General features: G+C 64.1%; 13 protein-coding genes and 2 pseudogenes. 7 read left to right on the top strand and 8 right to left on the bottom strand.

What is annotated here, in order from left to right:
- Positions 1 to 16 precede the first annotated feature (16 nt).
- The 5 genes and pseudogenes from ACVWWN_RS03215 (at position 17) to ACVWWN_RS03195 (ending at position 4,208) form a co-directional block, all read left to right on the top strand.
- Positions 17 to 399 (top strand): annotated as a pseudogene (locus tag ACVWWN_RS03215) (glycine cleavage system protein H).
- A gap of 17 nt (positions 400 to 416) precedes the next feature.
- A pseudogene (glyA, locus tag ACVWWN_RS03210) lies at positions 417 to 1,495 on the top strand (serine hydroxymethyltransferase); the annotation flags it as partial.
- A gap of 323 nt (positions 1,496 to 1,818) precedes the next feature.
- On the top strand, positions 1,819 to 2,268 hold the full coding sequence (locus ACVWWN_RS03205; protein WP_457142601.1) for a hypothetical protein: 450 nt from the start codon (positions 1,819 to 1,821) through the stop codon (positions 2,266 to 2,268).
- Between the two features lie 771 nt (positions 2,269 to 3,039).
- Complete coding sequence (locus ACVWWN_RS03200; protein ID WP_457142600.1) at positions 3,040 to 3,468, top strand: cellulose-binding domain-containing protein; 429 nt, start codon at positions 3,040 to 3,042, stop codon at positions 3,466 to 3,468.
- 137 nt (positions 3,469 to 3,605) lie between these two features.
- Positions 3,606 to 4,208, top strand: a complete 603-nt coding sequence (locus ACVWWN_RS03195) for an LGFP repeat-containing protein (RefSeq protein ID WP_457142599.1) — start codon at positions 3,606 to 3,608, stop codon at positions 4,206 to 4,208.
- A 117-nt stretch (positions 4,209 to 4,325) separates the two neighbouring features.
- Here the strand turns inward: ACVWWN_RS03195 and ACVWWN_RS03190 are convergent, their stop codons facing one another.
- Positions 4,326 to 6,011, bottom strand: coding sequence for a GMC family oxidoreductase (locus tag ACVWWN_RS03190; protein ID WP_457148978.1), 1,686 nt, complete (start codon positions 6,009 to 6,011; stop codon positions 4,326 to 4,328).
- 349 nt (positions 6,012 to 6,360) lie between these two features.
- Entirely contained in the window at positions 6,361 to 6,588 is a 228-nt protein-coding gene (locus ACVWWN_RS03185; protein WP_457142598.1) for an IS3 family transposase, read from the bottom strand.
- Between the two features lie 473 nt (positions 6,589 to 7,061).
- Here ACVWWN_RS03185 and ACVWWN_RS03180 point away from each other — a divergent pair, with 473 nt between their 5' ends.
- Positions 7,062 to 7,310 (top strand): hypothetical protein, encoded by a 249-nt coding sequence (locus tag ACVWWN_RS03180; protein ID WP_457142597.1) that lies wholly within the window; start codon positions 7,062 to 7,064, stop codon positions 7,308 to 7,310.
- A gap of 64 nt (positions 7,311 to 7,374) precedes the next feature.
- Here the strand turns inward: ACVWWN_RS03180 and ACVWWN_RS03175 are convergent, their stop codons facing one another.
- Positions 7,375 to 7,584, bottom strand: a complete 210-nt coding sequence (locus ACVWWN_RS03175; RefSeq protein WP_457142596.1) for a hypothetical protein — start codon at positions 7,582 to 7,584, stop codon at positions 7,375 to 7,377.
- Between the two features lie 264 nt (positions 7,585 to 7,848).
- Here ACVWWN_RS03175 and ACVWWN_RS03170 point away from each other — a divergent pair, with 264 nt between their 5' ends.
- Positions 7,849 to 8,235 (top strand): hypothetical protein, encoded by a 387-nt coding sequence (locus tag ACVWWN_RS03170; protein ID WP_457142595.1) that lies wholly within the window; start codon positions 7,849 to 7,851, stop codon positions 8,233 to 8,235.
- Here ACVWWN_RS03170 and ACVWWN_RS03165 read toward each other — a convergent pair.
- From ACVWWN_RS03165 to ACVWWN_RS03145, 5 genes are all read right to left on the bottom strand, one after another.
- Positions 8,232 to 8,357: a hypothetical protein gene (locus ACVWWN_RS03165; protein ID WP_457142594.1), complete on the bottom strand. Its 126-nt coding sequence runs from the start codon at positions 8,355 to 8,357 to the stop codon at positions 8,232 to 8,234. The two genes, ACVWWN_RS03170 and ACVWWN_RS03165, sit on opposite strands and share 4 nt — an antisense overlap.
- 10 nt (positions 8,358 to 8,367) lie before the next feature.
- On the bottom strand, positions 8,368 to 9,165 hold the full coding sequence (locus ACVWWN_RS03160) for a creatininase (protein WP_457142593.1): 798 nt from the start codon (positions 9,163 to 9,165) through the stop codon (positions 8,368 to 8,370).
- Positions 9,166 to 9,183: 18 nt separating this feature from the next.
- The gene (locus ACVWWN_RS03155; protein ID WP_457142592.1) at positions 9,184 to 9,984 is read right to left on the bottom strand and encodes an SDR family NAD(P)-dependent oxidoreductase; all 801 of its coding nucleotides are present in this window, start codon (positions 9,982 to 9,984) and stop codon (positions 9,184 to 9,186) included.
- A 25-nt stretch (positions 9,985 to 10,009) separates the two neighbouring features.
- Entirely contained in the window at positions 10,010 to 10,927 is a 918-nt protein-coding gene (locus tag ACVWWN_RS03150) for an NAD-dependent epimerase/dehydratase family protein (RefSeq protein ID WP_457142591.1), read from the bottom strand.
- Between the two features lie 79 nt (positions 10,928 to 11,006).
- On the bottom strand, positions 11,007 to 12,089 hold the full coding sequence (locus ACVWWN_RS03145) for an IS630 family transposase (RefSeq protein WP_457142590.1): 1,083 nt from the start codon (positions 12,087 to 12,089) through the stop codon (positions 11,007 to 11,009).
- Between the last annotated feature and the right edge of the window lie 45 nt (positions 12,090 to 12,134).

Raw genomic sequence — 12,134 nt, 5'->3', positions numbered from 1 at the left:
TTCGGAAAGGACCACCATGGCAGACAACGCTCTTCCCGATGATCGCAGCTACACCGAGGAACACGAGTGGGTGCTCATCGCACCCGGCGCCGCACTACCCGACGCGCCGGTGCGGGTCGGAGTCACCTCGGTTGCCACGGCGGCACTCGGCGAGCTGGTCTTCGTCGACCTGCCCGACGTCGGGTCCACCATCGTCACCGGCGGATCCTGCGGTGAAGTGGAATCCACCAAGACCGTTTCCGAGCTCTACCCGCCGGTCAGTGGGGCCGTCACCGCGGTCAACACGGCAGCCGTGGACGACCCGGCCCTGGTCACCTCCGACCGTACGGTGCGGGCTGGCTGTTCGAGGTGCAGCCGACCGCGGCCGGAACCCTGCTGACGGCAGCCGAATACGCGTAGAAAAACGAGGTGCCGGCATGAGCATCCTCGACCAACGGCTGAACGATTTCGACCCCGATGTCGCCACAGCGATCGGTGCCGCGTTGCACCGGCAGCGGTTCGGGCTGGAGATGATCGCGTCGGAGACCATGCGCCGCGCGCGGTCATGGAAGCCCAGGGATCGGTGCTGACCAACAAGTACGCCGAAGGCTACCCGGGGCGCCGCTACTACGGCGGCTGCGAGCACATCGATGTGATCGAACGGCTCGCGATCGACCGGGTGAAAGCACTGTTCGGAGCGGAATTCGCTAATGTGCAACCACATTCCGGCGCCCAGGCCAACGCCGCGGTGATGCACGCGCTGATCACGCCGGGTGACACCATCCTCGGACTGTCTCTGGACTGCGGCGGCCACCTGACGCACGGCATGCGGCTGAACTTCTCCGGCAAGCTGTACAACGTCGCCGCCTACGGGGTATCCAAAGAGGACTACCTCATCGACATGGATGCCGTTGCCGATGCGGCCCGAGAGTGCCGGCCGCAGTTGATCATCGCCGGGTGGTCTGCCTATCCCCGTCAGCTCGGCTTCGCCCGGTTCCGGGAGATCGCCGAAGCAGTTGGTGCTTTCCTCATGGTGGACATGGCACATTTCGCCGGGCTGGTCGCCGCGGGGCTGCACCCGTCGCCGGTGCCGCACGCCCACGTCGTGACCTCCACCACCCACAAGACCCTGGGTGGTCCCCGCGGCGGCGTCATCCTCACCAACCAGGCCGACATCGCCAAGAAGATCAATTTGGCGGTGTTCCGCGGCCAGCAGGGCGGTCCGCTGGAACATGTCATCGCCGCCAAGGCCGTCGGTTTCAAGATGGCGGCTCAGGCAGAATTCGCCGAGCGTCAACAACGCTGCCTGTGGGGCGCGCGGATCCTGGCGGATCGGCTCAGCCAACCGGATGTACAGGACGCGGGCATCACGGTCCTCACCGGCGGGTCCGACGTCCATCTGGTAGTGGTGGATCTGCGTAACGCGGTCATCGACGGCCAGCAGGCTGAGGACGGCGGCGGCGCGCTGGGAACCGGGTGGTGGCAACAGCTGACGAATCGACGTACCAGCATCCCGATTCTGGCGCCTGAGCACTTCAGCCGGTCGCTCAACGACGCTCAAAAAGCAACCCTGCGACGGTGATTGGGCCGTCTCCTCACTGCTCCGCTTGACAGCGGGTCTATGCGCCAGGCTCCCGGAACACCACGTGAACGTCCTCGCGGCGCCATCGAGGTCGGCTCCGCACCCCATCGGCCCGTCACTCAACTCTGTTGCGGGCCGGTTGTCTATCCGGCGCGACCAAATCGGCGTACATTCCTGCGTAAGCGCACGTCAGAAGGCATGAGAGCGGCTCTACCTTTGTCGTTGGTCTTGCTGGCGGCCAGATTGCGGAGGGGGCTGTGATGGAAACGTACTTACCGACAGGCCGCTACGGTAACGATCCTCACGTAGTAGACATCCCTGACACCCTTTTCTGGGGAGCGCTGATTTTCCTCGCCCTGTTCATGTTGTGTTTCCTCACGACCAAATGGCTACGCAAGCCGACAAAGATGGTGGTACAGCCACATGTCAAGCCAGCGTGGGAGGAGGAGCCTATGGCGGAGCCCTCTGCCGCAGAGACAGCAGCCCTTGTCCGAATCTTGGCGGGCCGCAGCGAGCAGCTGAGCGAGAAGCAGGAGGAGGAATTCCTCCTGGTCTATGGCACGCGAAAGCAACGCAAGGCCATTAAGCAACGCCGGAAGGTGGCCGGGCATGAACAACACGCGACTGGGAAGGAGTCTGACTCCCCGATCCGAGGCTCCCTTGCGGAACAGCAGGCCATTAGGGAACGCCTGAAAGGTTATGAATGATCGTGATCGTGGTGGCCGAGGCGTCCTTTCAACAGCAGCACGACGCCAACACGGGCGTACCGAGACTCACGGCCAACGAGGCACACCGACCGCCAGATTGACCGAGATTCTGATGCGTCCCTTTCCACCGCCAGCTCGTTCGACAACCGCCAACTGAGTTTGTGACCGGACAGCGGTGATTATCACTAATGCTAATGGCCTGTGGAACAGCGCTTGTCGTGTTAGGTTGACGTAACGGCGGTTATTTGGCAGTAGAGCGCTGTTGCGGTCCGAGCCATCGGTCACCCGGCGGGGGAGTGGCACTATTCGCCCGCCCGGCGATGAACACCACACGAACTGTCACATTCTTTGCGGCACCGCGGCAGATGTACTTACACAAACTTCGACGCGAAGCGCGCGATTCCGCCGCGCTCATGGGCGGATGGCCATCCCTGCGGAGATCTTCGCGTCCGCCTCGGCGGCAAGCGCGCCGAGCCGCGGCGATAGATGTTTGGAACTCTGGCGCCTTGATAAGAACCCGATATTATCGGGATCCGGAATCGATTGCGCGGCAATGTTCTCAGACGCTATTGGTAACTCGCCCTATTTGATACCGCCGTATTCCTGCGCGTGCGGTCGCTGTGGAACCGTCGAGCGGCGCTGATGGGGCAGGCCGGTGAATCACGTCGTTCGGCGCCGAAATGTCGTGGCGGTTTCAATTGAGCAAAGGAACCGCAGCAGACCCGCGATGCGAGGGCCGATATCGACTGCGTGGTTTTAGTGTTGGCTGCTGTGGCCGGACTGGACAGTTGTGTGACGCGCTGGAGGGTGGCGCTGCAGGTAGTAGTTGCGTTGCTGATAGTTGTCACCTCTGGACTGACGATCACACCGCTGGCTCGTGCGGTTGCCGCCGCGGCGAGGCTGTCGGTGTCATCGACGTGGCAGACCGGTTTTATCGCTCACTTCACCATCGTCAACGCGAGCACGGCGCCGATGACGGATTGGCGGCTCGAATTCGACTTGCCGGCGGGTGAATCCGTCTCGCATACGTGGAGTAGCACCCTTGTGCAATACGGCACGCACTATGTTCTCGCCCCCGCGAATTGGAATCGCATCATTGCGCCGGGGGGTTCGGCCACAGGTGGTCTGAGAGGCGTGCTGACCGGCTTCTACACGCCACCGTCGAATTGTGTGCTGAACGGGCAATACCCCTGCACCTAGAGGCCTTTGTGCGCCGGGGTTCGACCACTTCGATGCCCGCCGACTGTGCCGCTTGCGCGATTGGGTCATAGTCCCGGCTGGGCGATCGGTTCGGCCGAAATTTGACCCACACCGAAGGAAGACGCGAGAGTGAGCCCATGAGGACGATCGCATACCGCCACACGGCAGTCGTCGGCCTGGCCGTCATCGCATTGACCACCGTGGGCTGCAGCTATGGCAAGAGCGTCGACGCATCGGCGCCGCCGCAGGTCGGGTTGATCGCCACCTCCGAGACTGCAGCCCCGCCCACCGAAGTGAAGCTCACCGGGGAGAGAGACGTCGAGGTGACGCTGACCGGTCCGATTGCGGCCAAGTACGCGTCGGCAACCGAGAATCAGCGGCAGGCTCTGGGCAAGCCACTGACGGGTGACCGCAATGCGGGAGCACGGGAGAGCGGTGTGGTGTTCCAGCAGTTCCAGGGCGGCGTGATCACTGCCAAGAACGACGAAGCGGGCACGCCTGGATATATCACCTGGGGCAAGATCCGGGAGGCCTGGAATGTCCAGCGCGACCCAGAGGGCGTGCCTGCGGTCACCGGCGACAACGGCTCAGTGGGTCCGCTGGGCGCGCCCACCAGCGACGAGAACACCGTCGGCGATCTCCTCGTTACGACCTTTGAACACGGCAAGATCGAGTACGACGCGAAGACGGACCAGGTCGAGGTGACGGTCAACGGCAAGGTCGTACCTTCCGGGCTCTGATGAACACGGTGCACGTCTACGCGCAATCGCTGTCGGGCATCTAGTGTGGCGAAAGTCGCTGGGGCGCTTAGCAAGTAAAAATCAGCCGAACCGGGGGACCACTCGGTGTTGACGGACTCATTCCAGGATCGCCCGCGCTGCGCGCTCTGCGATCAGCATGACCGGCGCGTTGGTGTTCCCGGAAGTGATGGTGGACATCGCCGAAGCGTCAGCCACTCGAAGGCCGGCGACGCCGTACACGCGGCAGTCGGTGTCGAGGACTGCGGCGGCCGACCGCGGAAGACCGTGGGTGTCGAAGGCTCCCATCGCGCAGGTGCCCACCGGGTGAAAGATGGTTGTACCGAGCTCGCGGGCCGCCTGCTGGAGGTCTTCGTCGCTCACCAGTTGCGGGCCGGGAAGCAGTTCTTCTGGGCGGTAGCGGGCCAGGGACGGCGCCGCCATGATCTGCCGGGTCATCCGGAGGCCGCGCACGGCGGCTTGACGATCGGCGCCAGTGGACAGGTAGTTACAGGAGATCGTCGGGTAGGTCAGCGGATCTGCACTGGCCATGCGCACATGGCCCCGCGAGCTGGGTCGCAGATTGCAGACGGAGGGAGTGATCGCTCCGAAAGGGTGCAGCGGTTCGCCGAACTTGGCCAACGACAAGGGCTGCACATGCCACTCCAAATCAGGACTGGCCAACGCGGGATCGCTCTTGGCGAAAGCGCCCAGCGTGGAGGGCGGCATGGTCATAGGCCCCGAGCGCAGCAACAGGTACTGAAGTCCCATGCCTGCACGGGTGATCCAATTGCGGTACAGCGTGTTGACGGTGCGGGCGCCCCGCACCCGGTAGACCGTTCGCAGCTGCAGGTGGTCCTGGAGGTTTTCACCCACGCCCGGCAGATCGACGGCCACCGGGACCTGATGCTGGGCAAGAAGCCCGGCTGGGCCCAGACCCGAAGCCTGCATGAGATGCGGCGACCCAATCGCACCGGCACTCAGGATCACCTCGCTGCGGGCTTGGACGTCGATGATTTGGCCATCCTTGAGCAGCCGCACACCGGTGGCGCGGCGCTGAGCTGTGATCCAGGCACCGCGCCGCTGATCCTCGTGGACCTGCTCGTCCATCAGCAGCTTCAAGGCCTGGGTGTGGGTGTAGACGGTGAGATTTGGTCGGTGGGCGACGGGATGCAGGAAAGCATCGGACATCGACCAGCGACGGCCGCGCCGTTGGTTGACATGAAAGTACGCACTGCCGGCGTTGTCTCCGCGGTTGAACTCGTCGATCGGGGCAATGCCCACCTGGGCAGCGGCGGCCTGCCAGGCGTCCAAGATCTTCCAGCGCACCCGCGGCCGCTCGACGGGGATCTCACCACCGACGCCGTGCCAGTCGTCGGCTCCGCCGAAGTAGTCTTCCAACTGTTTGTAGATCGCCAGTGTCTCGCCGGTACCGTCCGGGCCACCCCAAAGCCATCGCTCATCACCGGTAGCCTGCGCCCACAGGTCGTAATCGGAGGCCTGTCCGCGCATATGGATCATGGCGTTGATCGACGAGGAGCCGCCGATCACGCGGCCCCGCGCGTAGTGAATGCTGCGGCCGGCCAGACCTGGGTCAGCCTCGGTCGTGAAGCACCAATCGGTGCGGGGGTTGGCAATTGTGTACAGGTAGCCCACCGGCACCTTGATCCAGAACCAGTTGTCTTTGCCGCCGGCCTCAACCAAGAGCACACGGTGATCAGGGTTGGCGCTGAGCCGGTTGGCGAGCAGGCAGCCCGCACTGCCTGCTCCCACGATGATGAAGTCGAATTCGGCGACGGGGCTCATTTCCGGCATCGTTCCTCCCTGGCGTCGGATGCGTGTCCTAGTGTGCGATGCCCGCCCGGCACGCGCACGTTCCCGTGTGTACCGTGGCAGTCCACCGTGTCGTCGTCGGGAGATGACTAAAACTTCGTGGCCAATAGTTGCCGCAAACCTGGACGCGAGAGCAAATCGTCGGGGTCGAGCGAACGAGAATGGCATTCCTCGGCTGGCCCGGTAGCGAGAACCGTTGGACGGCACAGCAATACGGCGAACTTTACTGATAACCCGCCATATTCGGTTCGGCCGTGTTCCGAGGTGGCGTGTTCCCGCTAAACGAGTCCAGCTGATGTGTCCCCGCTGTTTCGAGCCGTGGTTATGCGAGTTGAGGGATCGAATAGGTGGACGTGCAGAGCGTTTCGAACTCTGTTGGGCTGATGTTACCGAGGTAGCTGTGACGGCGTTCGACGTTGTAGAAGTTGTCGATGTAATCGGCCATGGCGGCGGCCAACTCGATGGTGGTGGCCCATCTGCGGGTATTGAGCAACTCGACCTGCATCCGTGCCCAGAACGGGCACCACCGCCACAGCGCCGAACAGTTCACACGCGTCCCGCGTCAACGCCAACTCAACCTCCAGCGCAGCGATGCGCTTGTGGGCTGCGGCGAGCTCGTCAGCCTCCACGCTGGGGATGCCGTCGATCACGCCAGCATCGATGAGTGCCTGGCGCTTCCACCGAAAAGCGTGACCTGGCAGACCCCTGTCTCTGCCGCGACCCCGGCGACCGGGTGTGACCGATCCCATCGCGCCCAGCCGCCACGCACCCAAGCGGGCAGAGATCGTCATCTCTACGGGCTCACCGGCCGTAGCATGTCCGCACCGGATGACTGGCAGAGAGTAGGTGGACCGGTGGCCCGCGTTGAGTGGAAACGGGCGTCTGGCGACGAAGTCGAGGCCGTCGTCGGCATGCTCGTATGCAGTGATTCCCGAATGGTGTCCGCGTGCGTCCGAGCCAAGGCGACCCCTTCATTGACATCTTCGTTCCCGGTCCTGCCGGATGGGGGAAGCAGCGGGCGGTGTGCAGGTCAAGCGTTTCTCGGACAACTTGAACAGCACCGAGAAACGTGCAATCAAACGGTCCTTCTCGCGGGTGCTCGAAACCAGTAAGAAGGAAGGCTGGGAGATTACAGAATGGCATTTGGTGATGCCGCTGGATCTCACCACCCACAACCTCAGTTGGATGGACACCTACGTCGCCGATGCCGGATTTCGCGGCTCTCGACCGGCGCCACGTCGAGCCACGCCGGCGGCTCGTACTCGGGCGTGACAGGGCGTGACAGGACCGACTTCCCGTCACAATGCACCTTGACCGGCGACGTGGCCGCAGGACGTCAGTTGCTGCGCGGATTGTGGGGTAAGTCGTCCACCTCATCAGCCAATCGCATATCTCCCTCGTCGATGGCTTGCTTCTCCTCAGGCGTTTCGCACTCGGGGCAGACCATATCGGCATCGTCGAGGACTTCCCAGTGAAGAAAATCGGGGTCATCCTCGGCGGGCGCTGGTCGCTGGCAACGTATGCAGTGAGCTATCGGCGTGGTCATGTTTCGATCTTGCCCTTCGCGCTTGCAGAGATGTTTCATATCGGCAGTCAGGCCATCAGCCCCACCTCGGCATCGATCGCGCCGAGCAACGCGTCCGTGCAAAAGTTCGTCCCGCGCACGGAATGGTCCTGGATAGGGCGTTCGTGCTATCACCCACGACGGAATGGGCGCCATACAGAAAGCGCTTGTGCGCGGCGTTCCGGTCTGTGTCGTACCGCACGGCCACCACCATTGAGAAGTTGTCAGACGAGTTGAGGTTTCGCGGTGCGAAACCCGCCTGGCCGCGGCGAAGCGCAGCCCCCGGCCTCGGGCATCGTCGGCTTGCCACCCAACGCGACGGCGGCGGTGGTCAGCGCCCTACAGCCGTCGCTGCCAGACGCCTTCGTCTTGGCCGTGGGTTTTCTGCAGGCCGGAGACGTGCTGCTCGTCGAAGTGCAGAACAACTTCGGCGGTCCCGTCGAGATCGGATCGCCACTCCTGTTCGGCCGGCTGTACCCAGCGGTCGATGACGCGGTCTTCAGAGCGGTGACGTGTATCGCGTATGACGGGTTTCCCATTGGTGTCACCAGTCGCCAGTTTCGTGGAGGCTCCACTTCTGGACTGCGGCGATGTCGCGGCACGCGATGTAGATGTCGCTCGTGCTCGGGTTAGCCCATATCCGCCTTACGCTCGGCCAGCGCTCCGGCGGCCATCGACGCCGCGGACCCGACCTCGCCCTGCCAATTGATCACCATCACCCAGTGCCTGCTGCACGCGGCCGAGGTCGCCGACACCCGGGCACACCTACATGGGTGAGTCGGCGCCCCCTCGGCGGTCGCCGAACTCCTCATCGAGGATGGCGACGAGACGGTCGACCGTCCAGTCGGTGAGCATCTTGCCCTTCTCGGCGCTGGCCGCTTCAGGGGAGGACAGCGTGCCGGTGGCGGTCGACATCCGGGTATCGATCGGCAGCACATCGTGGTTGACCACCCGCTCGGGAGCATCGGCCGCGATGTGCTCGGTCCGCACCAGCTGCGGTGCGTGGTGCAGCAACAGCGAGGTTTCGATGACGGCGGCATGCTCGAGCGCCAGACCCGGAAAGCCGTCGGGCCAGATGGCCTGCTGGCGGTCCGGGGTGAAATCGGGGTTGGCATCCTCGATCACCAGGATCTTCAGTTCCGGGTGCTTCTCGGAGATCAGGAACGCCGGCTCGTAGATGAAGCCGCTGTTCTCATAGTGCCAGTTGTACAGCACGATGTTGCGGAACCCGGTCCGCCGCAGTTCACCGAGGATGTCCTCGAGCAGCGCGATGTAGGTGGTGGCTCGCAGCGACAGGGTTCCCGGAATATGCTGCCCGCCACCGCTTCCCGGCCGGCTTCGGTAGCCGAACGGAACAAACTGCCCGACGATCAGGTCGCAGCGGCGACTGGCGGCGCCCAACAGCTTCTCCGGGATGAGCCAGTCGGTGCAGACGGGTAGATGGTGGCCGTGCTGCTCGGTCGAGCCGATCGGAATGGCTACCGGGATGTCGGCGCGGGCCGCCTCGGCGATCTCCGGCCAGGTCATCTCCCGGTACAGCCGGGACCGCTTCTGCTCAGTCATATTGAGACTCCTTGTAGATCAGTCGTTGTAGGAGACGCCGATGTTCCCGGCAGGTATGCAGGTCGACCGTCCACCGTCGACGACGAGATGCGTGCCAACCGCATAGCTGGCCCGATCGGACAGTAGGAAGACCACCGCCTCGGCGATCTCCTGTGGCTCGCCGAACCGTCCGGCGGCGACACTGGACACGATTTCGGTGATCTCGGCGTCGGGGTCGGTGCTGTCCTCGAACTCGACCATGAGCAACGGAGTTCGGGTGGTGCCGGGACACACGGAGTTCACCCGGATGCCCCAGGACACCAATTCCGCTGCGGCGCTGCGGGTCATCGCCACGATGGCGCCCTTGGTGGCGGTGTAGGCGACGAAGCCGGGCTGCCCGATGATCGCGAGTTCGGAGCCGGTGTTGACGATGGCGCCGGCACCCCGCGGCTGCATGACGCGAGCCGCCTCGCGCAGCACATAGAACGACCCGGCCAGGTTGATCGACACGAGATCGTCGAAGATCTCGTCGGTGGTGTCGACCAGCGGTGCCACCCGAGAGATTCCGGCGTTGTTGAGGACCGCATCGATGGGGCCCAACTCGGTCTCGACCCGGTCGAACGCCGCCCGCACCGCGGCCGAATCTCGCACGTCCACACTGATCGGCAGGGCACGCCGACCGTGCTCGGTCACCAGCCGCACGACCTCGCACAGGTCGTCCTCGGGCCGGGCCAACACGGCCACGTCGGCACCTTCACGGGCCAGGGTTCCGGCCGTGGCGAGCCCGATGCCCGAGGAGGCCCCGGTCACCAGGGCAATGCGGTTCGGCATCTCACCCATGCGCTCGTCCTTTTCCTGGATTTCGTCAGAGCTGCTCAGTGGACCGGATCCATTCGATCTGCGATCGCAGCCCCTTCTCCAGTTCCCATGCCGGCAGATAGCCGAGGTCGCGGGTGGAGCGGGTCAGGTCGAACTGGACCTGACGATCCCAGTCGGGCAGATAGCCCGGCCCGAGGTCGAAGCGGGCGTCCGGCAGGAACCTCGTGAGTACTTCGGCGGTTTCGAGAACGCTCGTCCGGTCGCCACCCGATACAAAGTAGGCCTGCTGGGTCAGGTTGGTGGTGGTGGACGCCAGCCGGGCGGCGGTGGCGACATCCTTGACGTGGACGAATTGGAACCCGTGGTCACCGCCGGATTCGAGCGTGAAGGTCTCGCCGCGCAGACCGGCCCGGATCATGTCGCCGAGCAGGCTGGGCATCCACAGGCCCGGCCCGTACATCTCGGTGATGCGGAGCGACACGATCTCCATGCCGTATAGCGAGTTGTATACGCTGCCGAGCAGTTCGCCGGCTACCTTGGTCACGCCGTACACGGTGGTGGGTGCGGGCTTGACGTCCTCGGTCACGGGTCCCGGGTCGGTGATGTTACCCAGCGCGCACTCCGAGGAGAAGAACACGATGCGGCGCACGCCGGTCATCCGGGCCGCTTCGTAAACCGCGAGGGTGCCATCGGCATTGGCAGCGAACGTGGTGACCGGCAGTTCGATCGAGAGCGCCGGGTGGCTCTGCCCGGCGGTGTGAATGATGCGGTCCACGCTGTAGCTGCGCACGGTTTGGGTCAGGCGCGGGATATCGAACAGCTCGCCGAGGACCGCGACCACCCCGTCGCGAGGGTCGACGGAGTAGTCGCGGTTGTACATGATGACGCGCTCGCCGTCGCCCAACAGTTGATCCACTAGGTGACGCCCGACGAAGCCGCGGCCGCCGGTGACGAGTGTGGTCATGGGTGATCTTCCTTTACCAGTGGGGGTATGCGGCGGGAGCTTGACGACCGGCCCAACGACCTAGTGGTGTGTCCTGCTTTTAGCTGACTTTTTCGAGTGTGATCCGGCCGCGTGCGACTTTGGCCAGGATGGACTCGGCGGTGGCGGTCCACACGTAGGGTTTGGGGTCGTTGTTGTGGGCGTCGATGTATTCCTGGATGGAGGCGACGAGGTCCGGCACTGAGTGGAAGACCCCGCGCCGCAACGCTTTGTCGGTCAGTTCCCGGAACCAGCGTTCGACGAGGTTGAGCCAGGACGACGATGTCGGGGTGAAGTGGAGGTGGAACCGGGGGTGTTTATCCAGCCACTGGCGGACATCGTCGTGGGTGTGGGTGGCGTAGTTGTCCAGGATCAGGTGGATCTGCAGGTCCTTGGGGACCTGCCGGTCGATGCTCTTGAGGAATTTCAACCATTCCTGATGCCGGTGCCGGGGCATGCACTGGCTGATGATCATGCCGGTCAGCACGTTCAGAGCGGCGAACAGGGTGGTGGTGCCGTGGCGCTTGTAGTCGTGGGTCATCGTCTCGCCCCGCCCCTTGACCATCGGCAGCGATGCCTGGGTGCGGTCGAGCGCCTGCACCGAGGACTTCTCATCGGCGCACAAGACGATGGCCTTCTCGGGGGGATTCAGATAGAGCCCCACGACATCGACCAGCTTCTCCTCGAAGTTCGGATCGTTGGACAGCTTGAACGTCTCGACCCGGTGCGGTTTGAGGCCCCGGGCCGACCACACCTGCTGCACAGTCGATTTCGACACCCCGGTAGCCGCGGCCATGGTCCGGCAGCTCCAATGGGTTTCGCCCTCGGGACGGTAGTTCAGTGTCAGATCCACGATCTCATCGATCTTGTCCTGGGGGATCGTCTTCTTGCGACCCCGGCCCTCGCGGACTTGGGCGAACTTGACCAGCCCCTCCTCGGCGAACCGGGCGCGCCAGCTGCTGACCGACCCCGGCGACACCGACAACGATTCCGCGATCGCCGTGTTCGCCCGACCGTCGGCCGCCATCAACAACGCCCGCGCGCGGACCACCTCGCGATGCGGCGCGGACTGCGACCGCGCCACCGACTCGAGAACCTCACGCTGCCCTGTAGACACCGACAGAGCCGGAACGGGTTGCCTCATGGCGTGAAGCCTACCAAGGAATCATCAATTAATTACAGGACACAC

The organism is Mycobacterium sp. URHB0021 (assembly GCF_054057895.1).
Note: the sequence above shows the minus strand (reverse complement) of the source record. Positions and strands in the feature narration are given on the sequence as shown.